Annotated in this window: 24 protein-coding genes, 1 tRNA gene and 1 pseudogene; 10 read left to right on the forward strand and 16 right to left on the reverse strand. The window is 67.9% G+C overall.

All coding sequences use genetic code 11. The annotated features are described in order from the left end of the window. Nucleotides 1-280: 280 nt before the first annotated feature. Nucleotides 281-3,580: a heterodisulfide reductase-related iron-sulfur binding cluster gene (locus NGR01S_RS24580; protein WP_063040791.1), complete on the forward strand. Its 3,300-nt coding sequence runs from the start codon at nucleotides 281-283 to the stop codon at nucleotides 3,578-3,580. A gap of 133 nt (nucleotides 3,581-3,713) precedes the next feature. Here NGR01S_RS24580 and NGR01S_RS24585 read toward each other — a convergent pair whose 3' ends face one another. Next, the gene (locus NGR01S_RS24585; RefSeq protein ID WP_063041017.1) at nucleotides 3,714-4,145 is read right to left on the reverse strand and encodes a PPOX class F420-dependent oxidoreductase; all 432 of its coding nucleotides are present in this window, start codon (nucleotides 4,143-4,145) and stop codon (nucleotides 3,714-3,716) included. 171 nt (nucleotides 4,146-4,316) lie between these two features. Between NGR01S_RS24585 and NGR01S_RS24590 the strand changes: the two genes are divergently transcribed. Both NGR01S_RS24590 and NGR01S_RS24595 read left to right on the forward strand, forming a co-directional pair. Further along, nucleotides 4,317-5,126, forward strand: coding sequence for a phytanoyl-CoA dioxygenase family protein (locus NGR01S_RS24590; protein WP_063040793.1), 810 nt, complete (start codon nucleotides 4,317-4,319; stop codon nucleotides 5,124-5,126). A 19-nt stretch (nucleotides 5,127-5,145) separates the two neighbouring features. Continuing rightward, nucleotides 5,146-5,799 (forward strand): Uma2 family endonuclease, encoded by a 654-nt coding sequence (locus tag NGR01S_RS24595; RefSeq protein WP_063040795.1) that lies wholly within the window; start codon nucleotides 5,146-5,148, stop codon nucleotides 5,797-5,799. Nucleotides 5,800-5,900: 101 nt separating this feature from the next. Here NGR01S_RS24595 and NGR01S_RS24600 read toward each other — a convergent pair whose 3' ends face one another. The 3 genes from NGR01S_RS24600 to NGR01S_RS24610 all read right to left on the reverse strand — a co-directional run bounded on the left by NGR01S_RS24600 (nucleotide 5,901) and on the right by NGR01S_RS24610 (nucleotide 8,966). After that, entirely contained in the window at nucleotides 5,901-7,046 is a 1,146-nt protein-coding gene (locus tag NGR01S_RS24600; protein ID WP_063040797.1) for an acyl-CoA dehydrogenase family protein, read from the reverse strand. Further along, complete coding sequence (locus NGR01S_RS24605) at nucleotides 7,046-8,278, reverse strand: acyl-CoA dehydrogenase family protein (protein WP_063040799.1); 1,233 nt, start codon at nucleotides 8,276-8,278, stop codon at nucleotides 7,046-7,048. The genes NGR01S_RS24600 and NGR01S_RS24605 overlap by 1 nt, the downstream gene beginning before the upstream one ends. 133 nt (nucleotides 8,279-8,411) lie before the next feature. Further along, nucleotides 8,412-8,966, reverse strand: a complete 555-nt coding sequence (locus NGR01S_RS24610; RefSeq protein ID WP_245664754.1) for a YdcF family protein — start codon at nucleotides 8,964-8,966, stop codon at nucleotides 8,412-8,414. A gap of 344 nt (nucleotides 8,967-9,310) precedes the next feature. On the opposite strand from NGR01S_RS24610, the gene NGR01S_RS24615 reads away from it, so the two are divergent. Next, on the forward strand, nucleotides 9,311-10,633 hold the full coding sequence (locus tag NGR01S_RS24615; RefSeq protein ID WP_063040802.1) for a UDP-glucose dehydrogenase family protein: 1,323 nt from the start codon (nucleotides 9,311-9,313) through the stop codon (nucleotides 10,631-10,633). A 156-nt stretch (nucleotides 10,634-10,789) separates the two neighbouring features. Beyond that, entirely contained in the window at nucleotides 10,790-12,481 is a 1,692-nt protein-coding gene (locus NGR01S_RS24620; protein ID WP_084481676.1) for a DUF7159 family protein, read from the forward strand. Between the two features lie 398 nt (nucleotides 12,482-12,879). On the opposite strand, the pseudogene NGR01S_RS24625 reads toward NGR01S_RS24620, so the two are convergent. The 3 genes and pseudogenes from NGR01S_RS24625 to NGR01S_RS24635 form a co-directional block, all read right to left on the reverse strand. Next, nucleotides 12,880-14,151 (reverse strand): annotated as a pseudogene (locus NGR01S_RS24625) (YibE/F family protein); the annotation flags it as partial. 323 nt (nucleotides 14,152-14,474) lie between these two features. Continuing rightward, nucleotides 14,475-15,728 (reverse strand): pyridoxal phosphate-dependent aminotransferase, encoded by a 1,254-nt coding sequence (locus NGR01S_RS24630; protein ID WP_063040806.1) that lies wholly within the window; start codon nucleotides 15,726-15,728, stop codon nucleotides 14,475-14,477. Between the two features lie 163 nt (nucleotides 15,729-15,891). Next, nucleotides 15,892-17,214, reverse strand: coding sequence for a helix-turn-helix domain-containing protein (locus tag NGR01S_RS24635; RefSeq protein WP_084481677.1), 1,323 nt, complete (start codon nucleotides 17,212-17,214; stop codon nucleotides 15,892-15,894). Between the two features lie 290 nt (nucleotides 17,215-17,504). On the opposite strand from NGR01S_RS24635, the gene NGR01S_RS24640 reads away from it, so the two are divergent. After that, nucleotides 17,505-17,951 carry a hypothetical protein gene (locus tag NGR01S_RS24640; protein ID WP_063040815.1) on the forward strand — a complete coding sequence of 149 codons (447 nt, stop codon included), beginning with the start codon at nucleotides 17,505-17,507 and terminating at the stop codon, nucleotides 17,949-17,951. A 108-nt stretch (nucleotides 17,952-18,059) separates the two neighbouring features. Here the strand turns inward: NGR01S_RS24640 and NGR01S_RS24645 are convergent, their stop codons facing one another. Beyond that, nucleotides 18,060-18,560: a hypothetical protein gene (locus NGR01S_RS24645; RefSeq protein ID WP_063040817.1), complete on the reverse strand. Its 501-nt coding sequence runs from the start codon at nucleotides 18,558-18,560 to the stop codon at nucleotides 18,060-18,062. Nucleotides 18,561-18,654: 94 nt separating this feature from the next. Here NGR01S_RS24645 and NGR01S_RS24650 point away from each other — a divergent pair, with 94 nt between their 5' ends. Next, a complete protein-coding gene (locus tag NGR01S_RS24650) occupies nucleotides 18,655-19,224 on the forward strand; it encodes a TetR/AcrR family transcriptional regulator (protein ID WP_063040819.1) in 570 nt (189 codons plus the stop codon). A gap of 10 nt (nucleotides 19,225-19,234) precedes the next feature. On the opposite strand, the gene NGR01S_RS24655 is transcribed toward NGR01S_RS24650, so the two are convergent. Both NGR01S_RS24655 and dcd read right to left on the reverse strand, forming a co-directional pair. Then, complete coding sequence (locus NGR01S_RS24655; protein WP_063040821.1) at nucleotides 19,235-19,528, reverse strand: hypothetical protein; 294 nt, start codon at nucleotides 19,526-19,528, stop codon at nucleotides 19,235-19,237. A gap of 10 nt (nucleotides 19,529-19,538) precedes the next feature. Next, the gene (gene dcd, locus NGR01S_RS24660; RefSeq protein WP_063040823.1) at nucleotides 19,539-20,114 is read right to left on the reverse strand and encodes a dCTP deaminase; all 576 of its coding nucleotides are present in this window, start codon (nucleotides 20,112-20,114) and stop codon (nucleotides 19,539-19,541) included. 142 nt (nucleotides 20,115-20,256) lie between these two features. On the opposite strand from dcd, the gene NGR01S_RS24665 reads away from it, so the two are divergent. Both NGR01S_RS24665 and NGR01S_RS24670 read left to right on the forward strand, forming a co-directional pair. Then, complete coding sequence (locus tag NGR01S_RS24665) at nucleotides 20,257-20,631, forward strand: VOC family protein (RefSeq protein ID WP_063040825.1); 375 nt, start codon at nucleotides 20,257-20,259, stop codon at nucleotides 20,629-20,631. An 89-nt stretch (nucleotides 20,632-20,720) separates the two neighbouring features. Further along, nucleotides 20,721-20,794: transfer RNA gene (locus NGR01S_RS24670), tRNA-Gly, on the forward strand. A 367-nt stretch (nucleotides 20,795-21,161) separates the two neighbouring features. Here the strand turns inward: NGR01S_RS24670 and NGR01S_RS24675 are convergent. Continuing rightward, nucleotides 21,162-21,644 (reverse strand): GbsR/MarR family transcriptional regulator, encoded by a 483-nt coding sequence (locus NGR01S_RS24675; RefSeq protein WP_063040827.1) that lies wholly within the window; start codon nucleotides 21,642-21,644, stop codon nucleotides 21,162-21,164. An 85-nt stretch (nucleotides 21,645-21,729) separates the two neighbouring features. Between NGR01S_RS24675 and NGR01S_RS24680 the strand changes: the two genes are divergently transcribed. Further along, nucleotides 21,730-22,545, forward strand: a complete 816-nt coding sequence (locus NGR01S_RS24680; protein WP_063040829.1) for a class I SAM-dependent methyltransferase — start codon at nucleotides 21,730-21,732, stop codon at nucleotides 22,543-22,545. 65 nt (nucleotides 22,546-22,610) lie between these two features. On the opposite strand, the gene NGR01S_RS24685 is transcribed toward NGR01S_RS24680, so the two are convergent. From NGR01S_RS24685 to NGR01S_RS24705, 5 genes are all read right to left on the reverse strand, one after another. Beyond that, nucleotides 22,611-23,414 (reverse strand): alpha/beta fold hydrolase, encoded by an 804-nt coding sequence (locus NGR01S_RS24685; RefSeq protein ID WP_169811962.1) that lies wholly within the window; start codon nucleotides 23,412-23,414, stop codon nucleotides 22,611-22,613. A gap of 221 nt (nucleotides 23,415-23,635) precedes the next feature. Next, nucleotides 23,636-24,133: a flavin reductase family protein gene (locus tag NGR01S_RS24690; RefSeq protein ID WP_063040833.1), complete on the reverse strand. Its 498-nt coding sequence runs from the start codon at nucleotides 24,131-24,133 to the stop codon at nucleotides 23,636-23,638. 10 nt (nucleotides 24,134-24,143) lie between these two features. Then, entirely contained in the window at nucleotides 24,144-24,653 is a 510-nt protein-coding gene (locus NGR01S_RS24695; protein ID WP_063040835.1) for an NADPH-dependent FMN reductase, read from the reverse strand. A gap of 52 nt (nucleotides 24,654-24,705) precedes the next feature. After that, nucleotides 24,706-25,281, reverse strand: a complete 576-nt coding sequence (locus tag NGR01S_RS24700) for a hypothetical protein (protein WP_063040837.1) — start codon at nucleotides 25,279-25,281, stop codon at nucleotides 24,706-24,708. A 71-nt stretch (nucleotides 25,282-25,352) separates the two neighbouring features. After that, nucleotides 25,353-25,688, reverse strand: coding sequence for a hypothetical protein (locus tag NGR01S_RS24705; RefSeq protein ID WP_063040839.1), 336 nt, complete (start codon nucleotides 25,686-25,688; stop codon nucleotides 25,353-25,355). Between the last annotated feature and the right edge of the window lie 274 nt (nucleotides 25,689-25,962).

Here is a 25,962-nt window from a genome sequence, read left to right on the forward strand (position 1 = left end):
CGACAGGGTAAGTGTGGCCTTATCACGCCCCGCGTGAGCGCGCCCTTTACGGTGTTAATCAGCCCTTTTGCGATTCGGGCGACCAACTGAAAAGAGTGATATTGATCACGACGCGATCTATGCATATAAGCCCAGGCAGATGCCATCGCGGGCCGACGCGGATCGTACAGTGGACACCATTAGTTACTGATGGGTAACTTACTGGCGGTTACGATACGAGCCGGACGGGGTACTGCTCAATTCCTCGTAACTCGTGTGGCTTCGAAAGAAAGGTCGCGACATGAATGCCCTGACAGTGACGCTGGGCACCCTGGGAGCGGCGCTCAGCCTGCTGTGTTGGGCGTCGTTCTTCGGCGGCGTCCGGGATATCGTCCGCGCCATCATGCTGGGCCAGCCCGCCCCGGACCGCTGGCGGCCGTTCTTCCCGCGTTTCAAACAGATGCTGGTGGAGTTCCTGGCGCACACCCGGATGAACAAGTTCCGGACGGTGGGCTGGGCGCACTGGCTCGTGATGATCGGCTTCCTGGGCGGCGCGATCCTCTGGTTCGAAGCCTACGGTCAGACCTTCGACCCGTCCTTCCACTGGCCGCTGATCGGTAATACGGCGATCTATCACCTGTGGGACGAGATCCTCGGTATCGGAACCGTCGTCGGCATCGTGACGCTGATCGTCATCCGCCAGCTGAACCATCCGCGGGTGCCCGAGCGGCTCTCCCGCTTCAGCGGCTCCGCGTTCGGCCCCGCCTATGTGATCGAGGCCATCGTCCTGCTCGAGGGCCTGGGCATGATCTTCGTGAAGGCGGGCAAGCTCGCCACCTACGGGCACGCCCACGCCGGTACCGATTTCTTCACCATGCAGGTGGCCAAGCTGCTGCCGGCGAGCCCGACCCTGGTGTCGATCTTCGCCTTCATCAAGCTGATGTCCGGTATGGCCTTCCTCTATTTCGTCGGCCGCAATATCACCTGGGGTGTGGCCTGGCACCGGTTCTCGGCCTTCTTCAACATCTATTTCAAGCGTGAGGACGACGGTGATGTCGCCCTCGGCGCGGCCAAGCCGATGATATCCAAGGGCCGTGCCCTGGATATGGAGAACGTCGACCCGGACACCGACACCCTCGGTGCCGGCCGGGTGGAGGATTTCTCGTGGAAGGGCTGGCTGGATTTCACCACCTGCACCGAATGTGGCCGCTGCCAGTCGCAGTGCCCCGCGTGGAACACCGGTAAGCCGCTGTCACCCAAACTGCTCATCATGTCGCTGCGTGACCACGGCCGCGCCAAGGCGCCGTATCTGCTGGCCGGCGGCAGCAAGGATATGGGTGGCGACGAGGTCGGCCTGGTCGACGGCGAGGGCAACCCGGACGAGAAGAAGCTGGCCCGGATCTCCGAGGCCGCCCGCGCCGAGGCCGAGCGCCCGCTCGTCGGCGACCACGAGGTGAACGGGATCATCGACCCGGAGGTGCTGTGGAGCTGCACCACCTGCGGCGCCTGCGTGGAGCAGTGCCCGGTCGATATCGAACACGTCGACCACATCATCGATATGCGCCGCTACCAGGTGCTCATCGAATCGGATTTCCCGTCCGAACTCGCGGGCCTGTTCAAGAACCTGGAGAACAAGGGCAACCCCTGGGGCCAGAACGCCAAGGACCGGCTCAACTGGATCAACGAGCTGGACTTCGATATCCCGGTCTTCGGCCAGGACGCCGACAGCTTCGACGGCTACGAGTACCTGTTCTGGGTCGGCTGTGCCGGCGCCTACGAGGACCGCGCCAAGAAGACCACCAAAGCCGTCGCCGAACTGCTGGCGACCGCTGGGGTGAAATTCATGGTCCTCGGCCAGGAGGAGACCTGCACCGGCGATTCCGCCCGGCGCGCGGGTAACGAATTCCTTTTCCAGCAGCTGGCGATGCAGAACATCGAACTGCTGAACTCGGTATTCGAGGGTGTCGAGCAGAAAAAGAAGAAGATCGTCGTCACCTGCGCGCACTGCTTCAACGCGCTCAACAACGAATACCCGCAGGTGGGTGGCACCTACGAGGTGGTGCACCACACCCAGCTGCTGAACCGGCTGGTGCGCGCTAAGCAATTGGTCCCGGTGGCCCCGGTCTCGCAGAACGTCACCTACCACGACCCCTGCTACCTCGGCCGGCACAACAAGGTCTACAACGCACCGCGTGAGCTGATGGCCGCCTCCGGGTCCACCCTGGTGGAAATGCCCCGGCACGGTGAACGGTCCATGTGCTGTGGTGCCGGTGGCGCCCGCATGTGGATGGAAGAGCAGCTGGGTAAGCGGATCAATATCGACCGCGTGGACGAGGCGCTGACCACCTCGCCGGCCAAGATCGCCACCGGTTGCCCGTTCTGCCGGGTCATGCTCACCGACGGCGTGACCGCCCGTCAGGAGTCCGGTCAGGGCGAGGGCGTGGAGGTCGTGGATGTCGCGCAGCTGATGCTCGAGTCGATCGAGCGGCAGCAGCCGGACCGGTTGACCGCCAACCTCACGGTGATCCAGGAGCCCAAGGCCGAACCCGAGCCGGAATCCGAACCCGAACCCGAGCCCGTCCCCGCCGAAACCGAAGCCGCCCCGGCGGCCGAGAAAGCGGCGCCCAAGGGCGGCGGACTCGCCATGAAGGGCCCGGCCAAGGCACCCGGTAAGGGTTTGGGTATGAAGGGCGCCGCAAAGGCCCCTGGCGCCAAAGCTGCCGCCCCCGCGGCCGAGACCGAGGAGAAGGAGGCGGCTCCGGCCGCGAAGGGTCTCGGTATGAAGGGCGGCGCGAAAGCGCCCGGTGGTAAGGGTTTGTCGATGAAGGGTGCGGCCAAAGCACCCGGAACCAAGGCCGAAACCGCCCCGGAGGCGGAGGAGGCGGCCACCGCGGCGCCCGAGGCTCCGCCGGTGAAGGGTTTGGGTATGAAGGGTGCCGCCAAGGCGCCCGGCGGTAAGGGCCTGGCCATGAAGGGTGCGGCAAAGGCGCCCGGAGCCAAGGCCCCCGCCGCCGAGAAGCCCGCTTCGGCCGCCGAACCGGCGATCGAAGCCCCTGCGGAGGCCGATGCGAGTACTACGCCGACCGAAACCAAGCCCACGGTCGCGGCCAAGGGATTGGCGATGAAGTCCGGATTCAAACGCCCCGGCGCGAAGGCCCCCGGCGCCAAGGCCCCGGCCGCCGCGCCGAAGCCCGACACCGCTCCGGCCGAACCCGTGGCCCCGGCCGAACCGGATACGGTGGCAACCGAGCAGGCCGCCGCGGCGGCACCCGCCGAGAGCAAGCCGTCGAAACCGGCCAAGGGGCTGGCGATGAAGTCCGGGTTCAAACGCCCCGGCGCGAAGGCGCCCGGCGCCGAGACCCCCGCCTCGCCGGAACCGGAATCCACCCCGGCTCCCGCGGAGGCCGAACCGGCTCCGGCCGCGACCGGCACGGAACCGGCCACGGAAAAGACGGCCGAATCCGCGCCCGAGGCCACTGCGGAGAAAGCCCCCGAAGCCTCCGGTAACGGCAGCGCGGGCAATGGCGCGGCCCCGCCGCAGGCCAAGCCGGGTGCGCTCGGCTTCAAGTCCGGTGCGAAGGCACCAGGACGCAAGGGCTGACCGGAACAGGGAACGCCCAGCAGGGCCCGGCGGAGTTCCGCCGGGCCCTGCTATATGTAATGGCCTGCCCGCGGAATCGCCACTGGGCGAGGGAGAAGACGCACCGCCGCCGGTATGACCGCGGTGTGCGGGCTCAGTGCAAAGCCGCGCCGTACACGTTCTCCACCGCGAGTTTCATGAGAACCCGGCGGTCGGAGACCATGACCGTCCGGTACTCGTCCCAGTCCGGGTGTTCGCCGGCCGCATTCCGGTAGTAGTCGACCAGCGCCTCCACTTCCGGGCCGTGCGGATCGGTACCCGGACCGGTGAGGGTGACCGTGCCCTCCGCGGTCGCCCAGGCCCAGCCGTCGGCCCGGGTGACCTCCAGCGCGGCCCGCGGATCACGGCGCAGGTTCACGGTTTTGGCGCGGCCCTCGGTCATCGAGACATAGATGATCTCGGCCGTGCGGTCGTAGTAGGGGGTCACCGGGGACAGCTGCGGCAGGCCGTTCGCTTTGATGGTGGCCAGGACGCCGAGCCGGCTCTCGCTGAGCAGGGTGCGTGGATCGAACTGCGAACTCGTCATATCCGGGTCCAAGTCGGCGGGACGAAACGGTATTCCGACACCGATGGAAACAGGGGCTACCAGCACAGATCGGCTCGGGCGGGTGCGGCGGGCGCTGTCGTACGGGAGTACGCACCCCGGCATACCGGAAAATCACTGGCGCGACACTTCGGCACCGACTGCAATGGGCCCGTGCTCGACGACGTACAGGTGGCCTCCTTCATCGACAACGGATACATTTACGTCCCCGACGCGTTTCCGCGCGCAGTCGCCGAGGAGTGCCGCGAGATAATCTGGCGGGACCTGGATGCTTCTCCCGACGATCCCGGCAGCTGGCCCACCCCGGCCGCCTTCCGGCCGGATTACCCGAACGCACCCTTCGTCTCCGCCGCGGCCACCCCGCGGCTCTGCTCGGCCTATGACGCGCTCGTGGGCCCCGGGCGCTGGACGCCGCGCCGTAGTCTCGGCGGTTTCGTGATCCGCTTCCCAGGTCAGGAGACAGCCGTCCTCGACGGCTGGCATGTCGACGCCAGTTTCCCCGGCCCCGATTCATCGCCCACCGATTATCTGAGCTGGCGGATCAATATCCATTCGAAGGGCCGGGCGCTGCTCATGCTGTTCCTGTTCTCCGATACCGGCGAGCTGGAGGCGCCCACCCGGCTGCGGGTGGGCTCGCACAAAGTAGTGGCCCGTATTCTCGAACCGGAAGGCGACGCCGGTCTCGACGCCCGCGAGCTCGCCGCCCGCGCCGACCCGGCTACCGCCGACCTCCCCACGGCCTACGCCACGGGCCGGGCCGGCGACGTCTACCTCTGCCACCCGTTCCTGGTCCACGCGGGACAGCCGAACCGCGGATCCCACCCCCGGTTCCTGGCCCAGCCCAACCTCGAGCCGGCGCAACCGTTGCGTATCACCGAGCCCGGGCGGTTCTCGGCGGTCGAGACGGCGATCCGGGCCGCGATAGGTGACGGGGTCCGATCGATGCGGCGAATACGGGCCTGACCAGGCATACGATAGTGCCATGTCCCTGCCGCACACCGAACGGCCCGAGCTTCCCGAGTACATGACCTGGGAGGAACTCGAGCAGCTACCCGAAGAGATCGCCGAGCAGATCGAACTGTGGGACGGACGCGTGGTATGGCTACGCCGGGGGCCCATGGAGCATCAAGCTTTCAGCCGCCGCCTGACGAATGCTCTCGAAAGCTGCGCCCGGAAGACGATGGCAGCAGACCCGCAACGTTGCTGGCGGGTCGAATCCGAGACGAACGTATTTTTGGGCAGTCACGGTAAGTCCGACTTTTTGACCCCGGACTTTCTGGTGTGCCGGTGTCCGAAGACACCATTCGAGGATATTCGCGCAAATACAACGCTGCTGGTCGGCGAGGTTCTCTCACCGTCGAATACTCAAACCGACATGGAGGCGAAAAAAGGCCGGTACGCCAGCGCAGGTATCCCCTGGTACTGGGAGGTGACCTTGGCCCGCGAAGTGAGCGCGATAGCAACGGTTCGCGCCTATGGGCTGGAGACCGGCCCCGGGCGACTGCCCGGAGGCGTGCGCCCGCTCCGGTCGGCCAACTATCTCCTCGCCGGCGAATGGAGCCCGGGGGACCCGGACGGCATACGCATCGAACTCCCCTTCCCCATAACCATTCCGTGGACGGAACTCGAATACTGATTTCGGTCCCGGCCGCGCGGTGATCCCCTCTGGACGAACCATCACGCGACCGGGGCCTTCCGCACCCCACCCGGGAGCACGGATGAGTGGGTGCGTTCCGATCAGTATTTCGACGCCGCGATATAGCGCGCGAGATGATCGGAGCTGGAACCGAACTCGTATTCGATGGCGGTGAGGCGCTTGAAATAGTGACCGATGGCCAATTCCTCGGTCATCCCCATCGCGCCGTGCAGCTGGACCGAATTCTGGCCGATGAAACGGGTCGCCCGGCCGATCGTCACCTTGGCGGCCGAAACCGCGCGGCCCCGTTCGGTGGGTTCGGCTTCCACGGCGTAGGCGGCCAGATAGGCGGCGGCGATACTCTGTTCGAGTTCGATCAGCATATCGACCATCCGGTGCTGTAGCGCCTGAAAACTGCTGATCGGCACCCCGAACTGCTGCCGCTGCTTTGTGTATTCGACGGTATCGTCCAAGACCTTGCGCATCAGTCCGACGGCCTCGGAGGCGACCGCGGCGATCGCCTCGTCGATGGTGGCGTCGATGGCGGGCCACGCCTGTCCCTCGTCGCCCAGCAACGCGCTCGCGGGCACCCGGAACCCGCTGAAGGTGAGGTCGGCGGCGACGCGGTCGTCGATGGTGCGGTACTGGTGCGCCTCGACCCCGGCCGGCGTGGCGGCGGGATCGAATTCGACCAGGAACAGCGAGATCCCATCCTGATCACGACGTTCGCCGGAGGTACGCGCGGAGATGATCAGATGCGTTGCGACGGGCACGCCGGTGACCACGATCTTCGACCCCTCGATCACCCAGTCGTCGCCGGCCCGGCGGGCGGCCGTCGAAACATCGTGTCGCACTTCGCCGGATTGTGGTTCGAGCGCGGCGAAGGCCGGCCGGACGTCACCGGTCGCGATGCCCCGCAGCAGGGCACCGGCCCGCTCACCCCCCGCGCGGCGCAGCAGACCCCCGCCGACCACCACAGTGTCCACATAGGGTTCGACGACCAGGGCGCGGCCCAGTTCCTCGGCGATGATCATGCTTTCGACAGGACCGCCACCCGACCCCCCGGATTCCTCCGGCAGGGTCAGGCCCAGCACATCCAGTTCGGCCAGCCCGCGCCAGATCTCGGGCTGCCAGCCGGGACCGGATTTGACCGCGGTACGACTTTTCACCAGGTCGTATCGGGCGGCGAGAAAACCGGAGACCGCGTCGCGCAGCATCTGCTGTTCGTCGGTGAAGGTGAAGTCCATCAGAGCCCCAATGCTGCCTTGGCGAGGATATTTCGCTGGATTTCATTACTGCCCGCGTAGATCGAACCGGCGCGATCGTTGAAATAGCGCAGCGGCGCGACGGCCTGCCAGTCGGCGCCGCTGAGGTAGCCGTCGGCGGGCGGAGTGTATTCGGCGATCGGGCCGCCGGGCGCGGTGGCGTGCGGCTGATATACCCGGCCGCGGGGGCCGGCCGCGGTGAGCGCGAGTTCGGTGAGTTGCTGGCTGAGCTCGGTGGACAGGATCTTCAGCATGGACGAGGACGTGCCCAGATCCTTGCCCTGGGCCATGGCGGCCAGGGTCCGGAATTCCAGTACCTCCAGGACCTCGGTGCGGATGCGCGCGTCGGCCAGCTGCGCCGCGAAATGCGGGTCGTCGCTGAGCGGGTTACCGTCCCGGCCGGGCTGCCCGGCCGCGGCGGTGGCGATGTGCTGGGCCATGGCCTGCAGTGCCGGCGCCATGGCACCGCCGCCACGTTCATGGACCAGCAGGTACTTGGCGACGGTCCAGCCGTCGTCGATCTGCCCGAGCACATTGCTCTTGGGCACCCGCACATTGTCGAAGAAGATCTGGTTCTGGACCTGCTCGCCCGAGCTCATCACCAGCGGCCGGATCTCGATACCGGGCGCGGTCATATCCATCAGCAGGAAGGTGATGCCCTGCTGTTTCTTGCCCCCGCGCGAGGTACGGACCAGTGCGAAGATCCAGTTCGCCTCGGTGGCGTGGGTGGTCCAGATCTTGCTGCCGGAGACGAGGAAGTCGTCGCTGTCGGGGACGGCGGACATGTTCAGCGCGGCGAGATCGGACCCGGCCTCGGGTTCGGAGTAGCCCTGGCAGAAGAAGACTTCGCCGGTGAGGATGCGGGGCAGGAAGTAGTTCTTCTGCTCGTCCGTGCCGAACGCGATCAGAGCCGGGGCGACCATCCGGATACCCATCGGCGACAGCGCGGGGGCACCGGCCAGGGTGAGTTCCCGGCTGAATATGTAGTGCTGGGTGAGCGACCAGTCGCAGCCGCCGTACTCGACCGGCCAGTGCGGTGCCGCCCAACCCCGCTCGTGCAGGATGCGCTGCCATTCCAGGCTCGCCTCGTGATCCGAGTAGACACTGGTCATCAGCCGGCCCGCGGTACTCACCTCCGGTGTCAGCTTCTCGGCCAGGAACGCTCGTACCTCGTCTCGGAAGGCCCGCTCGGCCTCCGACCAGTCGTAATCCATACCCGCTCCCGAAGGCTTCATGCGTCGTCGCAGCAGATCCGGCGACTACCGGTGCCAGTGCGAATGTAGCCAGGTCACCGCCACCGCGTCAAACTGAAGGCATGTGCCCTCACAGCTTCGGAAATCCTCCGGACTACTCCCGGCAATCCTCGAAAATCGCCTTCCCGTACCCCACCGATTGATAGACATAGTCATAGGCCCAGCGCGGCACCGACAGCCGCGGACGGGTGTCCACGAACAGCAGCCGGCCACCCCAGCACTTGCCCAACACGAACCTGGCCCGGGATATATGCGGGGTGAAGGTGACCACGATGACCCGATCCCAACCGTGCTTGCGCGCCTGATCGGCGAGATAGCGTCCCTCCCCCCGCGTCGTACGTGGCGACGGATCGAAGCAGATGACCTCGAAGCTGTACCCACCGTGACAGATCCGGTTCACCAGCGGACTGTCCTCGTACGGGTTGGAGATCAGTACCCGCGGCGCGTATCCCGCGCGGGCCAGCCGGAGCCCCAGTTCTTCCCGCCCGTCATGGGCGCCGCCGAGCACCAGGATCGCATCGGCGGGCGCGGGCTCCTCACGCTGCGGACTCACATAGACCGGCCACAGTCCGAGCACCAGCACGACGACAGAGACCACCGCCGCGGCGAGGACGAGTCGGCGGCGCACGGCCGCGATCCTAACGGGCACGGTCCATCCACAGAGATTCACAGGACGCGTATGCCCGGACCGAAAGTGTGGCACGCGGGCCGGACCCGGCCGGAACGAACGCACAGGCGAGCACAGAGCTCCCGGCCGAAGCGCGCGCCGAGGTACGCACAGAACGCGGGGACCGGACGAACCCACCGGAGCGCGCCGAACGCACAGCCGCAGCGAACAGGCAGGCGCCCGCGGCGTCCCCTGCCGAAGCGAATGTGGAGATACGCACTGACAGCACAGTTCGGCATACAACGTCGCCCGGTGTACATCTGCTGTTGCCCGGCACCTCGCCTCGGTTTTCTGGTGTGTGCACCGGCGGGGATTACCAATCGATCATGCGATGCACAGTCTTCGGAACCGGGTACCTGGGGGCCACGCACGCAGCGTGTATGGCCGAGCTCGGGCACGATGTGATCGGGGTCGATATCGACCCGGGCAAAGTCGCGAAACTCTCCGACGGTGTCACTCCTTTCTACGAACCCGGCCTCGAGAAGGTGCTGCGCCGCAACCTCGACGCGGGCCGGCTCAGGTTCACCACCTCCTATGCCGAAGCGGCCGACCATGCCGACGTACATTTCCTCGGGGTCGGCACTCCGCAGAAGAAGGGCGAGTACGCCGCCGACCTGAAATATGTGCACGCGGTCGTGGATACGCTCGCACCGCTGATCACCCGCCCGTCGGTGATCATCGGCAAGTCCACCGTCCCGGTGGGAACCGCCGCCGAGCTCGGTCGCCGCGCCCGCGCCCTCACCGCGGTGGAAGTGGAGGTCGCGTGGAATCCCGAATTCCTTCGCGAGGGCTTCGCGGTCGAGGACACCCTGCGCCCGGACCGGCTGGTGCTCGGCGTGGACGAGCAGCGCGAGCGGTCGGCCTGGGTGCGCGAGGTGGTCGAGGAGCTGTACGCGGAGCTCCTGGCCGCGGAGGTCCCCTTCCTGCGCACCGATCTGGCCACCGCGGAACTGGTCAAGGTGTCCGCCAACGCGTTCTTGGCGACCAAGATCTCCTACATCAACGCGGTCTCCGAGGTGTGTGAGGCCACCGGTGCCGATGTCACGGTACTGGCCGACGCCCTCGGTTACGACGCCCGGATCGGCCGCCGCTTCCTCGATGCCGGAGTCGGTTTCGGCGGCGGCTGCCTGCCCAAGGATATTCGCGCCTTCATGGCCCGGGCCGGGGAACTCGGCGCCGATCACGCGCTGGCCTTCCTGCGCGAGGTCGACAACATCAATATGCGACGCCGCACCAAGATGGTGGATATGGCGGCCCGGGCCTGCGGCGGGTCACTGCTCGGTGCGAACGTGGCGGTACTCGGCGCGGCCTTCAAACCCGAATCCGACGATGTGCGCGACTCTCCCGCGCTGAATGTGGCCGGCATGATCCAGCTGCACGGTGCGGTCGTCACCGTCTACGACCCGAAGGCCCTGGAGAACTCCGGTCGCGTATTTCCCACACTCAACTACGCCACCTCGGTGGCGGAAGCCTGCGAACGCGCCGATGTGGTGCTGGTACTCACCGAATGGAACGAGTTCGTGCGGCTGCGCCCACAGGATCTGGACGGCGTGGTGCGGGCACGCTCGATCATCGACGGTCGCAATTGTCTCGATCGGGCCGCCTGGCGCTCGGGCGGATGGGTGTACGCCGGGCTGGGCACCCCGTAGCATCGTGGGGCCGGTTCGGCAACGCCGGTGGCTGCCGCCTCCCGTGGTGACGGGGCGGGGCGGTACTGTCGACAAGAGTGGTTCGGGGGATGAGCCGTCACCATCGACCGGGCGACGCTCGCAGATCGTGAAGCGGGAAGTACGGATGGGCTGCCGATGAGTTCAGCACTGGGAGTGTCGGTGGGAACCGGCGCGATCCGCCTGGCACGCCCACCTGCGGGTGCCGCGACGTCCGATCCACAGTCGTTCGAGCTGCGGACCTTCGTCGTCCCGCCCGAGACCCCGAGCGCCGAGCGGGCCGCGCTCTCGGTGGCCGCCGCATTGAATTCCGACCCCGGAATCGCCCGGACCGTTCTGGCCTGCCGCGACGAGTCGCAGGCCGAGGCCATGCACGTGGCAATGGCCGAACACGGGCTCGACGACTACGACATCGTGCCCGATTTCGAGGCCACGCTCGAATTCGCCAACGCCTCCGGCGCACTGGCCGGGGTCGGCACACTCGGTGTCTACGATCTGGGCGCTTCCGGTCTGTCGGTCACCGTCGTGGAGGTCGCCGACGGGCAGATCGTGCATACCGAACGCACCGGCGATATCAGCGGCGAATATTTCGATTCGCTGATCCGGGAGCAGCAGATCAACTCCGGCCGGATCGCCCATCCGCCCGCCCCGGACGGTCTGGCGCGGCTGGATGCGCTGTGCCGCTCGGCGAAGGAAAAGCTTTCGGGCAGCTCCGCGGTGGCGCTACCCAGCGATTACGGTCCGGTGCTGCTCACCCAGGAGAATTTCACCGCTCTCATCGCCCGGGCCGTCGAGGCCTCGGTTCACTCCACCCGGGAGATCATCGGCCGTTCGGGCCGCCCGGTGCAGGCTGTGCTCGCGGTGGGCGGCGGTGTCCGTATCCCACTGGTGAGCCGCACGCTCCGGGAAATCCTGGAGATGCCGGTGCTGGTGCCGCCGGAGCCGGAGGCGGCGATGGCGCGCGGTGCCGCCCTGCTGGCGCAGCGGGCGCCGGAATCGCGTCCGGCCGTTACCCCGCCGCGCTCGGACAGTTCGACGCCATCACTCGCGACCGTCGCGGCGCAGGCCACCGATACCCCGCCCGCACCACAGGTCGGCATCTTCGGCGCCGGACTAGAAAGCCCTCCGGCGGCACCGGAGCACACGGTCACGAAAGCGACCGTTGTCGCCCCGGCCGTTTCGCGCCCGAATATGCCCATGCCACAACCCGGAATCTTCGGCCCGCCCGCCGGTACCGCGGTCGACCTGCCGACCGATTCCGTCGTGCATACCGTTGCCGCCGCCGAGCACCCCGACGCCGAGAAGTACGCGAGCGGGACCGCGGCCGCACCGCAGACCGTGGTGGCGCGCCCGGTCGCGTCCCCGGGTCCGCAACTGACACCCGAGGAGGATCCGCCGACCATCGCGCTGCGGATTCCGCAGAAACTACTGCCCCGGCGGTCGTTCCGGGAACCTCCGCAGCGCCGGCGCCGTGAGCTCGGCGTCGCCGCGGTGGCCGTGAGCGCGCTGGTGGTGGTGGCCGCGATCGGTATCGGCCTCGGTTACGGCCAGCACATGTTCCGCCAGGAATCGACCACCGTCGAAGGTACGACCCCGCCACCGGCGACCTCGGCGACCTCACCCACGGCTCGCCCCGGTATGGCGGGAGCATCGCTGACCACCGCGCCAGAGCACGCATCGCTGGCCGAGCCACCTCCGGTGGTGGTGCCCCGGGAGACCGAGACGCCCACGACCACCAACGGCCCGAACACCTTCCAGGTGCCGGGTCTGCCGCCGATCGTCGTCCCGACCATTCCGCCGCTGTTTCCACCGCCGCCGCCGAACCGCTGACCGCCCGAGCCGCGTATCCGCACGGCCGCGCCGACAGGTCAGCCCTCGCCGTAGCCCGGTCCGGGCCGGCCCGGACGCCAGCGGCGAATCTCGCGTTGCTCACCGCTGTTCGGCCACTGATTGTCCGAACGCGGAGGTCCGGGTTGCCGGTTCCGCGGTTCCGGCCGGGCGGGATACCGCTGCGCGGACTGCGGCGGCCCGTACTGCCCGCCCCGCACGACCGGTGTCTCACCGGTTCGCGGACCGGGACGCTGGTCACCGGAACCGCGCGGTGCCCGCGGCTGTTCCCCGGTCGTCGGCCACGGCTGATAACCACGGCCGGACCGCTTGCGCGGCGCGCCGCCCTCGGTATCACCCGGGCGAGCGACCTTACGGTGCGTTCCGGTATCCGAGCGCCGGGCCCCCGCGGTCCGCCGGGCCGGGGCGACCGGGCCGCCGGAGGGTTTGTTGCCGAACGGCTTGGCCAGCATGACCGCGATACCGGTCGTCAGGGGGACCGACAGCGCCAGGCAGATACCGCCGACCGCCGATCGCGCGATCTCGATGGCCACCGCGTCGCCCACCAGCACATCCCGGATCGGCCGCCCCGCCACGCTGAACAGCAGCAGCAGCGGCAGGGCCCCACCGGCATAGGCCAGTACCAGGGTGTACACGGTACTGGCGATATGGTCACGGCCCACCCGCATGGCCGCGGCGAACACTTCGCGACGGCTGGCCTTCTTGTCCAGTTCCGCGAGTTCGAACGCCGCGGACGCCTGGGTGATGGTCACATCGTTGAGCACACCGAGCGAACCGATGATGAATCCGGCCAGCAGCAGGCCGGTGATGCTGACATGCTCGATATAGGTCGCGACATTGGTGTTCTGCTCCTCGGACAGGCCGGTGAGCGTGGTCGCCTCGATGGTCAGCCAGGACAGCACCGCCGCCACCACCATGGAGGTGAGGGTGCCCAGCAGCGCGGAACTGGTGCGCAGATTCACGCCGTGCGCCAGATACAGGACCGCGTACAGGATCAGGGATCCGGCGACCAGCGCCACCGGTATCGCGGGCTTTCCGTCCAGCAGCGCGGGCAGCAGGAAGAACACCAGCACCGCGAACGCGAATATCAGGCCGAGCAGCGCCCGGACTCCACGCCAGCGGGCGACCACCACGATCACCACGACGAAGGCCAGCACGATCAGGCTCAGTGGCATACCGCGCGCGTAATCGTCGAACGAATACAGCGGCGTCCCGTCCGGCCCGGTCTGCCGCACGATCCGCAGGTCGTCCCCGGCGGCGAGATCGGGTTGTCCAGGGCCGGGCGCGATTTCGAGCAGAGTGTGCTTACCCTCGTGCGGACCGGATTCGATGGCGATCAGACTGCGCTGGCAGTCGTAGACCCGCATGGTGGGCGGCTGGGGTTCACCGTCGAAGACCCGGCCGATGGACGGACTGCCACAGGCGCCGATATCCTGCCGGATCACCTTCCCGGCCTCGGTGACCACCGCGGTTCCATCGGCGTTCTGCAAGGGCAGCGGGATCTCGACCTGTTGGCGGTCGGGCCACAGGGCGATCGTGGCGACGACGACAACGATTCCGACGGCGACCAGCAAACCGATCACGACGCGGGCGGCGGTCGCGCCGATGGCGATCGGCCGGGAGTGGTCGTGATGGTGATGGTGGTCGCTCACCCCGGTCAGCCTAGAGGATTCACCGAGGGCTCTCGTGACCGGCAGATGCGGCTTACGCTGCGATTTCGCTATATTTCCGAGGACCTCGGGAAGGGGCGGCGGAGAGCAGGGGGATGTCTCCGCCGCCCGCGGGCAGGCGGCCCAGGGGGGTAGGCGGCCTAACCCGAGGACCAGGTTGCCCAGGGGGGGTAGACAACCTGGCCGGGCACTTTGAGGTGCCGAGGACCACTGTACACACAGAATCCTCTTTTGTGCCAGTAGGTTCGGAAAATTGGGTTTAATCCGGATGGAAGGTCGGTTTTACCCCGAAGTTACCCGCCACGCTACTGTCGATAGTTCGCGAGGAAATTGCCGAAACGCTCTATGGCAACGGCCAGATCGCGAGCCCACGGCAAGGTCACGATCCGCAGATGATCATGATGCGGCCAGTTGAAACCGGTGCCCTGAACCATCAGGATCTTCTCCTGCAGCAGCAGATCCTGCACCAGCTTCTCGTCGTCGTGGATCTCGTGTACCTCGGGGTCCAGCCTAGGGAACGCATACAGCGCGCCTTTGGGTTTCACGCACGACACGCCGGGAATCGCGTTCAACCGCTCCCAGGCCACATCACGCTGCTCCAGCAACCGCCCGCCCGGCAGGATCAGATCCTCGATGCTCTGATACCCCCCGAGCGCGACCTGAATGGCGTGCTGTGCGGGCACATTCGGGCACAGCCGCGACGACGCGAGCAGATCCACCCCCTCCAGGAAGCCGGCGGCGTGCTCCTTGGGCCCGGTGATGGCCAGCCAGCCGGATCGATAACCGGCCACCCGGTAGGCCTTGGACAGACCGTTGAAGGTGAGGCACAGCAGATCGGGCGCCAGCGTCGCGAGCGAGATGTGCTTGGCATCGTCGTAGAGGATCTTGTCGTAGATCTCGTCCGCCAGCAGCAGCAGCCGATGCTTGCGCGCCAGATCGACGAGCTGCTGCAACACCTCCGCCGAGTACACCGCACCGGTCGGATTGTTGGGGTTGATCACCAGCAGCGCCTTGGTACGTTCGGTGATCTTCGATTCGATATCGGCGATATCGGGCTGCCAGCCACTGGCCTCGTCACAGAGATAGTGCACCGGGGTGCCGCCGGCCAGGCTGGTCATCGCCGTCCAGAGCGGATAGTCGGGGGCCGGGATCAGCACCTCGTCCCCGTTGTCCAGCAGTGCCTGCATGGTGATGGTGATCAGCTCGGAGACCCCGTTGCCGAGATAGACATCGTCGACATCGAGTTCCGGGAAACCGGGGACCAGCTCGTAGCGGGTCACGATCGCCCGGCGAGCGGGCAGTATGCCCTTGGACTCGGAGTAGCCCTGCGCGGTCGGCAGGGCGGCGATCATATCCCGCATGATCACATCGGGGGCTTCGAAGCCGAAGGGCGCGGGATTGCCGATATTGAGTTTCAGGATCCGGTGGCCCTCGGATTCCAGCCGTGCCGCGTGCGCGTGTACCGGTCCCCGGATCTCGTATACGACATTCTGCAGCTTCTTGGACTGCTCCAGAATCCGGGGCGCGGGGTGCGAATGGCCAGTACTCACCCGGTCCATGGTGCCACCAGGGGCAAGCGGATATCCGGCCCGCCCCGCCCCGGCGCCGGCCTGTTACCGCCGCACGGACCATCCGCTCCGGACCGCCGGCCTGCGCCGGGGCGGAAAACTGGCGTTGATTCCGCCGCTCCCGCGCCCGCTCGAGCACACCCGGTCGCCGCGGCTATCCGCCGCCCGGAGGCAGGCTGCGCGCCGCGGTCGAGTCGCAGAATTCTTCGATCCGCTCATCGAGCGCCCGCGCCTCGGCGACCCCACGGAAAGCCGGAGCGCAGATCCGCCGCCGCAGGCCCGTCAGGCGTTCCTCCAACTGGGCGATCCGCTTGTCCTCGTCGAGGGCCAGGACCGGCAGCAGGGCCGCCGTGGCGCCGTCGAGGCTGCCGTTGATCAGATGGGCGGCGGCCGAATCGACGCGGGCCAGGGATTCGGCACCGTAGGAACGCTGCCGCGCCGGGCCGGTCCGGTAGAGCTCGATCGTGCGTTCGGTGGCCGCCAGCGCGGGTTCGGCCAGGCCGAGATGGATATAGGTCGCGCCTGCGTAATAGCCGGCTTTGGCGTCGGAGAAACCGAACACCCCGCCCACTTCGTCGTGCAGGCTGTCGGCCCCGGGCCCGGCACTCGCGTCGGCGGCGGCACGGATGCACCGCTCGGTATCGGCGGTACTTCCGATCTTCGACCAGATCCGCGCCTCGATATTGTGCAGGCGCACCGCGGCGGTGGCCGAATCCGCGAACTCCTGGCCGTGCTGTGCCAGCTGTAGCGCCCGGTGCGGCCGTTCGGACCAGTATTCGATCAGCGCGTGCATCCCCCGCGACCAAGCCCGTAACCCGTTGTGGCCGCACAGCTCCGCGTACGCCCAGGCGGCCCGGATCTGTTCCCCGGCGGCATCGAGATAGCCGAGATCGGTACTCGCGTTGGCGAGCAACCCCGACAGCGAGCCCGCCAACAGGTATAGGTGGCCGGTATCCGAGGGCCGCTGATGGCCCTCCAGCAGCCGGTACACCCGGCGTCGCACCCGCAACATCTCGACCATCATCGGCATCGGCGGGGTGTGCACGTAGTCGTTCGCGATCCGCGTCACATCGGCGTCGAGCTGGTCCAGCGTGCTCGGACCGATATTCGTACTCTCGGCCCGGCCCGCGTGTTCGCTCGCCTCGTGCGCTGCCGCCATGATCAGATCCCTCTCCGAAATCGCCGCCAGTCCTTCCCCGCGGGCCGCACCGGTATCGATGAGGGCCAGGAGTTCGGCGTCATTGGAATATCCGCCGGACGCGGCGTACCGGCCGGCGTCCGGGAGCGAACCGGGAACGGGTTCGGGGACGGTCAACGCCGCGAACCGGGTCCGTTCGACGTCGTCGGAACGGGCGAGACAGGTATCGAGGGCAGCCTGGTTCACCGGACGCGGATGCACCCGGTCGCCCCCGGCCTCCCATTTGGACACCAGTCGTTCGTGCACACCCAGATGTGCCGCGAACTCCCGGATACTCATCCGCTTGGCCTCGCGAAGCGCCCGGGCCTCCCTTCCAGACCACTGGCCGACCACGTTGTCACCCTTTCCGAACGATTGCCTTCTCCAGGGTACGAGCCGAATGTGACTGCAACCACAAGGAATTTCGCCATTACCGGCAATGGCAGCGCAAGGGCAGTGGAACGGGAGCGTGTAGGCGGTTCCGACGCGCCGGTGCGGGCGCGATCCTGGAAGGACAGGTCGGCGAGACCGGCTCAGGCCGTGGCTCGGCACGCCAGGGAGGCTCGGCAGCAGGAGGCAAGGGGTTCACCGTGAACGTGGAAAAGCTCAGAACAGTCGACGACTGGGCCGCTTACTATCGCCACGAATTCGGGTTACCGGCCACCGAACGCGGCGGTTTCGTGATGTTGCCGATCACCAGCCGGGCCTGCGTCGTCCACCTACCGACCGAACGCGCGAAAGCCGTACGCGACCTGCTGGATTCGCGGGAGATCCGAGTTCCGATGCTCGCCCGCCAGATTCGCTGGACCTTCCTGGCCTACCCGGATCGCCGGACGGATCCGGAAGTGGTCGAGATGTTGCAGCGCATCGATATCGATATCCCGGGGGTGGGTAGCGCCGTCATGCTGCCCACCGGGCTGGGCCGGTGGAACCGCGAGGGGTGCAACTGGGTCGTGGCGCCGGAACGCGACGGCCTGCTGCCCCCGCTGTCCACGGTGATCAACGCCGCGTTGCTGGCCGGTGGCGCCGCGGAATGACCGGGGATGGGGCTACGTCCGGCGGCCAGGTCCGCCGGACGTAGCCCGCCCGGACGCCATGCTGTGTCCGTTCGATACGCCACCCGGGGTGATCCGCAGCGCCGCTTCCTACCAGGCGGACAGGATCCGTGACGCTTCGGTCAGCAATAACGGCACGAAACGCCGATGCCCCGGGGAGACGGCGGCCCAGACCCGCTCCCCCATCCGGCATTCGTAGTGGACGAAGGTGGCCACCGCAGCGGTGCCGTCGGTGAGCTCGACCACCAGACGGCCGTTGATCAGCCACGACCGGGCTCCCAGTGTGATCCAGGTGGCACCGCGTTCGACGATCGGCCAGCCGGCCACCTGTCCGGCCGCCGACCGGCGCCGCAGCCGCAGACCCAGTACGACCCGCCAGACGAACTGGCCGCGCGCACCGGCCACTTCGCCGAGCACCGTGCGCGCCCATTCCTCCGGTGCCGCGACCGTGCCGGGCAATGTGTCGATCGTGAACTGGTCGGCGTAGTCGTAGTCCGCCATACCGCTGTGCGCCCGGATCGATGCGCCGATCTGGTGCTGCCGGCGGGCGACCGGCCCGGTGGCCGGGTGAAGCTCGGAATTCTCGGTCATCTTCGACACCCACTTCCTGTTATACGCTGGCGTATATTAGACGGTAGCGCGAATATACGGTGGCGTATAGATCTTGGATGGTGAAGGGAGACATATGGGCGCGGTACGGACGACCAGTACCGGCTGGATCGACGAAGGGCTTCGCGCTCTGGCGCGCGGCGGCCCCGACGCCGTCCGCGTCGAAGCGCTCGCGAAATCACTCGGCGTGACCAAGGGCGGCTTCTACGGCTACTTCGCCGACCGCAACGCACTACTCGAGGCGATGCTGGACACCTGGGAGCGACGCAGCATCGACGACGTCCTGGAAAGTGTCACGCGCGAAGGCGGCGATGCCCGGGCCAAGATCCAGCGGGCCGGGGCACTGACCCTCTCCCCCGAACTGCTGCCCATCGACCTCGCCGTGCGCGACTGGGCCCGGCGCGACGACGAGGTCGCGACCCGCCTGCGCCGGGTGGACAACCAGCGCATGGCGCTACTGCGCGAAATGATCGGCACCTACTTCACCGATCCCGTGGAAGTCGAGGCCCGCAGCCTGCTCGCCTTCTGCGCGCGGATCGGTATGCACTTCCTGGCCGCCGACCCGCTCGATGGCACCGACCGCGCGGCAGTGCTGGCCCGGGCCGCCGATCTGGTGCTCGGTCCGCGTGCCACGGACGACCCGTAGCGGCCTCCGCTCAGCGATCAGCCACCCAGCGCGCACCCACCGGCCACGACCCCGCGGCGACAATGTGCCGCACGACCTCGACCACATCGGCGATCGGCACCGTATCCGAGCCCGGGTACTCGTCGTACCGAACGTTGGCGAGCAGGAACCCCTCGCTACGGCCCGCGACTCGCGGACCCACCGCGTGCTCGCCGGGATCGCCGGCGCCGTCCGGCAGCACCACCATCGCGCGCTCGGCATTCGTGACGAAGGCCGGCGACCAGGCCGGGTTGCACGAGCCGGTCGGCCACACCGAGTTCACCACCGGAGCGCGGTCACCGGCTCGGCGCCGGGAAATTCAGGTACGCCCGCGACGGGGTCGGCCCGCGCTGCCCCTGGTACTTCGATCCGGCGCCCGCGCTGCCGTACGGATTCTCGGCCGGACTGGTCAACCGGAACAGGCACAGCTGCCCTATCTTCATACCCGGCCACAAGGTGATCGGCAGATTCGCCACATTCGACAGTTCCAGGGTGATGTGCCCGCTGAAGCCGGGGTCGATGAACCCGGCGGTCGAATGCGTGAGCAGCCCCAGCCGCCCCAGACTCGACTTACCCTCCAACCGCCCGGCCAGATCGTCGGGCAGGGTGCACACCTCCAGGGTGGACCCGAGCACGAACTCACCCGGATGCAACACGAACGGCTCGCCCTCGGCGGGCTCCACCAGGCTCGTCAGCTCGTCCTGGCGCTGGGCCGGGTCGATATGGGTGTAGCGAGTGTTGTTGAAGACCCGGAACATCCGGTCCAGCCGCACATCAATACTCGACGGCTGGACCAGGGTGTCCTCGAACGGTTCGAGCCCAAGCCGTCCGGCGGCGAACTCCGCCCGGATGTCACGATCGGAAAGCAGCACGCCACGAGCGTAGCGACCGCCCCGCGAGGCGAGGCCCCCGGTCCGCGCGGTCCCGTTTCCTGTCAGCACCCTCGGGCATACTCCACCCGATGGGCGAGACCCATCCGCACGCACAGACAGCCGCCGATCAGGAGGTACTCCCATGGCCGAGACGAGCCCCCACACCCATCACGGCATCGACTACATCGAACTCGCCGTCACCGACCTCGACGCCGCCAAAACCTTCTACCGATCGGCCTTCGGCTGGGAGTTCAACGACTACGGTCCCGCCTACGCCGGTATCCGCCGCTTCGACGGCTCCGAAGGGGAAGCGGGCGGGCTGGCCTCCACCGACGAGGCCCCCACCGGCGGCGGCCCCCTGGTCCTGCTGTACTCCGACGACCTCGACACCACCCTCCGGAATGTCGGAGCGTCCGGCGGCACGGTCACCGAAGGCCCCTTCGACTTCCCCGGCGGCCGCCGCTTCCACTTCACCGACCCCAGCGGCAACCAACTCGGCGTCTGGTCCGAACGTTGACCCGGGCGTGGACGGCCGGAGCGTGAACCGAAAGATTTAGAGCTCCGGCCTGCCCTCTGCTAAGCTGCCCTTCGCGCCTATGGGCGCATGCCGGTGTAGTTCAATGGCAGAATCTCTGCTTCCCAAGCAGATGGCGCGGGTTCGATTCCCGTCACCGGCTCCATCCTCATTGCGGTTGATCATCGCGCGTACGGACTTTCCTTTGCGCTGCCGGTCCCGAATCTTCGCGTGCCACTTTGCGAAGACATCGGCCGAGTGGACGCGGCAATCGCTGCTACCCGCCCGGCGCGCCGCCGAAAGTCGTGCCTACCAGATCTATTGCGAGTTCGGCGCTCGGTTACGCCCCGGGGATATCGCACCGTAGAGCACTCGACGGGCCGGGAGCGGGTGGGCGTGGTGTCGCCGGCACGACCGGCTTGGCGCGCGGACTGCCCGAGCCGAGTTCGCGCGGCACTGCGGAGCACCGGCGGGGCCCGGCTCCGGAAGCCGCCGCATGAGCTCGCCGACGGCCGCGGTCGCGGCCACCTATGTCAGCCGGGCTCCCGTTCGTCGGCCTGAAGCCGCCGCCACTTGGCCATCGACTGTTCGATCTCCGCGCGCAGGAATTCGAAGAACCGGCGGGTCTCGGCCAGTCGCTGCCCGGCGGGGGAAGCGGGATCCAGAAGCTCGGCGCCCTCGGCGGCGCCGACCTGCACCCGAGCCAGGACCGGGTCGGATCGGCTGATGTAGTGGCTCCAGGTGTGCTCCCGGATCCGGCAGAAGTCACGCCGGCTACCGGGTTCGCGGCCGCGTTCGACGAGCCGCACCTGGACCAGGTATTTGACCGCCCCCGAGATGGCCGGCGCGCCGACGCCCAGCCGCTCGGCGAGTTCGGCGGCCGACAGCTTGCCGGAGTCGGTGACCAGCAGTGCGGCGAATACGCGCGCGGCCATCCGCGGCATACCGGATTCGACCATGATCTGCGCGAACCGTTCCTGGAAGCCGGCGATAGCGATCTCGTCCGCTCGCGTCACTGAAGCAGTCTCCTCGTCGTGGCTTTCGCAGCCCTCTTGTCCGATGTTTCACGAAATTCGTGAAACATGAGTACTGTAGACGAGCGTGGAAGACAGCGGACTCGTCGGAGTGCAGCAGACCGCCCGCCCCGTGCTCGCGGCCAAAGCGCTGGACAACCGGCTGCCGGACCCGATTCTCGGTGACGAGTACGCCGAGCGGGTGATGCGCCGCCTCGACCCCGCCTACGACAGCGGCAGATTCGGCACCAGCCAACTGGGCCTCGTGGCCGTGGTGCGCGCCAAGATCCACGACGACTGGGCCAGAGGCTTTCTCGCCGATCACCCCGCCGCGGTAGTGCTCCACCTGGGCTGCGGCCTCGACGCCCGGGTGTACCGGATCGCCCCGCCCGCCACCGTCGACTGGTACGACCTGGATTACCCGGCCATGATCGAAGTGCGGAAACAGTTCTTGCCGCCGCGCGACCACTACACCCTGATCGAATCCGACGTCACCGACTCGACCTGGCTGGACCGCATCCCCCGCGGCCGACCGGTGCTGGTGATAGCGGAGGGACTGGTGCCCTACCTGACCGAAACCGACGCCCGGCGCCTGCTGACCGGCGTAGTCGACGCTTTCCCCACCGGGCAGATCCAAGTCGACACGGTGGCGGCTTGGGCGCGGCGCATCTCGCGGTGGGACCCCACGCTGCGCAAATACGACACCCGGTTCCGCTGCGGCTTCGACGATCCCGCCGCCCTGGCCGAGTGGCACCCACGGCTCGAATACATCGATGAGGTGCCGATGAACGACTCACCGGTGCTGATGGCGAAGGCGCCCGCGAACGCGCGCCGCATATTCCGCCTCCTGGCCCTGCTGCCGGGCATGAAACGGTCCACCCGCATCGTACGGTTCCGGTTCTGAACAGCGCACTCGTTCTCGGAGTCGTGCCTCATTCCGCCAAGGCTTCGACACCCGCGAGCGCCGGGCTAGTACAGGAACTCCGCGAGCGCCCTCGCCACGGTTTCGGGGCTCGTCGACGGCGCGAAATGGGTCTGCCCGGGAAACGTCTCGAGCCGCGCGTGCGGCATTCCGGTCGCCAGCCGCTCGACGGTCTCCGGCATCGGCTGCCAGGTATCGGCACCGCGCATCAGTAGTGTCGGGGTGGTCACGCTCGACCAGCGTTCGAGATAGGTCGTATCGGCGATCATCGACTCGAGATCGCGGCTCCAGCCGTAGGAGTCGTCGGGTTCGTTCTCGTCCGGTTCGATATCCCCGGCGGCCGCCAGCAGCGCCGCCGGAACGCGGGACACCTTCTCCGCCAGCAGCCGGACCGCCCGGCCCCGTTCGCCCTGCGCGGTGAGTTCTTCGAACCGGGTCAGCACCGGCGCCAGCTCCGCGCCCGCCGCGTACAGCGGTGGCTCCCACAGCGCCAGCGAACGGATCGGGAGTCCGGCCGCCGCGGCGTGCAGAGCGACCGTGGCGCCGTAGGACATACCCACCAGATGGGCGGGCCGACCGATCATATCGATGATCACCCCGAGATCACTCAGCTCGTCGGCGTAGTGCTTGGGGGCGTGGCCGGGCCCGCTGGGCGCATAGCCGCGGCGGGCCGGCAGCCACAGCTCGAACCGGTCCGCCAGATACTCGGCCACCGGCTGCCACGAGTGCAGTCCCCCGCCGGACCCGTGGATCATGATCACCGGGGAGCCGGAGCCCATCCGCCGGTAATAGATGCGGGTTCCATCGAAGGAATCGAAGGACGCCGGCGGCGCGCTGGTGAACTGTGCCATGCCGCTACTCTCGCAAAGCCGGGCGCACTCCTCCAGTGAATTGCCGCCGGTTTCGCCGACTTCTCCCCGGTTGTCCGGCATGCCGTCCGTGGCGGCCCGCACCGGCGCAGTAGCACTCCACGGCGCACCCGCGTGACTCGACGGCGTCGGCAGGTGATCGACTCCCACACCGCACGAACCCGACCGGCGCCATCCTGGGCGAAACCCCGCGGCCGTGCCGGTCAGCTGGCGTGCAGGAGGCGGAACCGCGAACCGTGGAATACGAGGGGCTCCCGGTCGGGGTGGATGGCCAGCCGGTTGATCCGCAGGATCACCACGGTGTGGTCACCGGCCGGGACGTGCGCTTCGGGCGACCCCTCGATCCATACCGAGGCGCCCTGGATGAACACCGCTTCGCCGGTGCCCTCGTGCAGCTCCAGATCGCGGAAACGGTCGCCGGTCCGCGAGCTGAGCGAGCGCGCGGCCTCCTGTTGATCGGTGCCGAGCAGACTCAGGCCGAGATAGCCGGCATCGACCAGCTTGGGCCAGGTCGACGAACTGTTCTGGATACAGAACGACACCAGCGGCGGATCCAGGGAGACCGGGACGAAAGTGCTCACCGCCAGGCCGACCGGTTTCCCGTCGACCTCGGCGCAGACCGCGACGACCCCGCTCGGGAAGTTGGCGAAGGCACGCCGCAGGCCGGTGCCGTCGGCGGGGGTTTCGAAGACATCGTTCATGATCAGCCCTTCACTTCGAATGGGTCACCGTGGCCGACAGCGCCTGCGCCACCGGGCGCCACCGCTCGGCATAGGCGTCCAGTACGCCGTCCTCGGCGAAAGTCCGGTCGGCGAGATACAACCCGGGCAGGGCGGTGGTGGCGCCCAGTTCCACCAGGACCGGTTTGAGCAGCAGATCGGGAGCGAGCGCGTGCGCGGGACCGGCACCCAGCATCAGGGGGACGGCCAGTACTCCGGCCAGGCCGGTACCGCCGTCGAACTGCTCCAGGAAGAGCTTCAGCAGGCCGGTATAGGTGGCCTTGAACGTGGGGCTGGCGAAGACGACCAGTTCGGCGGCGGCGACGGTGCGGGCAGCCGCCGCGACCGCGGGGTCTCCCCAGCTCAGCAGACCGGGCCCGAACTCGACCAGATCGATGACCGCAGGCTCGGTATCCGGCCGCAGCGCCGTGGCGAGGCCGACGGCCGCGGAGAGAGTTCGGGATGCCGGTTTCGGGTTACCGACCACAACTGCCACGGACACGCCGGAGCCTCCTGTCTCCGGCGCGGGCCGGACTCGACTGGTGCTGCACTTCTCAGTGCACCATCCGTGGGCCCGCGGCGGGAGGGTTCGGCTCGATGCGATCGGAACCGGGGGTCCGGATGAGCACATACAACCCGCGCAGCGACCGGGGCGAGCCGCGGTGAACGGGCCGGACCCCGGCGGCCGGGAAGTATCCGGCCAGGCGGCCGCGACCGGCGGCGACCAGGGTGAGATCGGTGGACGCGGCGATCGCGCCCAGTGATTCCGGCGTCACCGATTCCACCAGGAAGGCGCCGCCACGCTCGACGAAGGAGGCGATCCGGCCCGAGGTCTCGAGCGAACTGTCGACCATGACGCCGACATACCCGTCGAAGGCGATACGGCCGGTCGGCCGCGGGCGGCCCGGGCGCCGACCGCTCCCGGCCGGCCCCGTAGGCGGCGGGGCCACCGCGACAGCCCGAACGCCCGGCCGGGTTCGACTGCGCAACGCGTTCTGGTCACGATCGCTGTAGAGGGCGACGTCGAATCCCGCGTCGAGCAACCCCAGCGCGACGGTCACGCCCACCGGGTCGGCGCCTATCACCGCGGCCGTACGGGCCGCGGCGAAGGGCGGATTCTGTGGTGTCATGCAGGCATGCTGCTGGGAGGTGATTCCCGAGAGCAGTATTGCGCTCAGCGAGAATCATTTCCGCACGACTACTACTGCGTCTTACCGAGGCATTCGGTGACGATCTTGTTGGTCGCCGCCCGGGCCTTGTCGGCGTCTTCCTCGCTCATGCCCAGGGTCTCCGGGTCCGCCATCCGGGTATCGAATTCGTCGCCGACCATGGTCCGCAGGCCGTCCTGCGAAATGCCTTCGCCGATGTAGAGTTTCGCGGCGCAGTCGGCGAAGGCGGGATCCTGGAGTCCCTTTTCCTGCAGGGATTTGGACAGGTCCGCTTCGGTCAGCGCCGGCGCGGAGTCGGTATCGCTACCGCAGGCCGCCGCGAACAGCGGCAGAATGACGAACGTCGCGGCAATCAGGGTCTTCCGCACCGGGTTCCTCTCTCAGATGTATCGCACGGACGCCGTGTCGGCCGGGGAACAGCACCCGCGGCCACCCACCGACGTCCACGCATGTGTGTAGTCGCACCTACATACGGCGTGCAACCCGGGGCCGGAATTCGGCTGTGATTCACAGCCGCCGACCCTCTTCGCGGCCTGAACCGGGCCGGGTCCCCCGGCTCTCACGCGCCCGCGCGGAGCCAACTGAGGGCCGGCGCCTGCTGTTAGTCTGGGACCCGGAATCGCGTCCCGATCGGAGAGCGGC

The organism is Nocardia grenadensis NBRC 108939, assembly GCF_001613445.1.
Taxonomy (GTDB): Bacteria; Actinomycetota; Actinomycetes; order Mycobacteriales; family Mycobacteriaceae; genus Nocardia; species Nocardia grenadensis.

What these genes read in the sequence shown, in the direction of transcription:
- NGR01S_RS24600 (WP_063040797.1), bottom strand. Translation starts at nt 7,046, where the DNA reads ATGGACTTCACCTTCACCGACGAACAGCAGATGCTGCGCGACGCGGTC.
- NGR01S_RS24605 (WP_063040799.1), bottom strand. Translation starts at nt 8,278, where the DNA reads ATGGATTACGACTGGTCGGAGGCCGAGCGGGCCTTCCGAGACGAGGTA.
- NGR01S_RS24615 (WP_063040802.1), top strand. Translation starts at nt 9,311, where the DNA reads ATGCGATGCACAGTCTTCGGAACCGGGTACCTGGGGGCCACGCACGCA.
- NGR01S_RS24700 (WP_063040837.1), bottom strand. Translation starts at nt 25,281, where the DNA reads ATGACACCACAGAATCCGCCCTTCGCCGCGGCCCGTACGGCCGCGGTG.
- NGR01S_RS24645 (WP_063040817.1), bottom strand. Translation starts at nt 18,560, where the DNA reads ATGACCGAGAATTCCGAGCTTCACCCGGCCACCGGGCCGGTCGCCCGC.
- NGR01S_RS24595 (WP_063040795.1), top strand. Translation starts at nt 5,146, where the DNA reads ATGTCCCTGCCGCACACCGAACGGCCCGAGCTTCCCGAGTACATGACC.
- NGR01S_RS24690 (WP_063040833.1), bottom strand. Translation starts at nt 24,133, where the DNA reads ATGAACGATGTCTTCGAAACCCCCGCCGACGGCACCGGCCTGCGGCGT.
- NGR01S_RS24635 (WP_084481677.1), bottom strand. Translation starts at nt 17,214, where the DNA reads ATGAGTATCCGGGAGTTCGCGGCACATCTGGGTGTGCACGAACGACTG.
- NGR01S_RS24685 (WP_169811962.1), bottom strand. Translation starts at nt 23,414, where the DNA reads ATGGCACAGTTCACCAGCGCGCCGCCGGCGTCCTTCGATTCCTTCGAT.
- NGR01S_RS24585 (WP_063041017.1), bottom strand. Translation starts at nt 4,145, where the DNA reads ATGACGAGTTCGCAGTTCGATCCACGCACCCTGCTCAGCGAGAGCCGG.
- NGR01S_RS24665 (WP_063040825.1), top strand. Translation starts at nt 20,257, where the DNA reads ATGGCCGAGACGAGCCCCCACACCCATCACGGCATCGACTACATCGAA.
- NGR01S_RS24630 (WP_063040806.1), bottom strand. Translation starts at nt 15,728, where the DNA reads ATGGACCGGGTGAGTACTGGCCATTCGCACCCCGCGCCCCGGATTCTG.
- NGR01S_RS24580 (WP_063040791.1), top strand. Translation starts at nt 281, where the DNA reads ATGAATGCCCTGACAGTGACGCTGGGCACCCTGGGAGCGGCGCTCAGC.
- NGR01S_RS24620 (WP_084481676.1), top strand. Translation starts at nt 10,790, where the DNA reads ATGAGTTCAGCACTGGGAGTGTCGGTGGGAACCGGCGCGATCCGCCTG.
- NGR01S_RS24650 (WP_063040819.1), top strand. Translation starts at nt 18,655, where the DNA reads ATGGGCGCGGTACGGACGACCAGTACCGGCTGGATCGACGAAGGGCTT.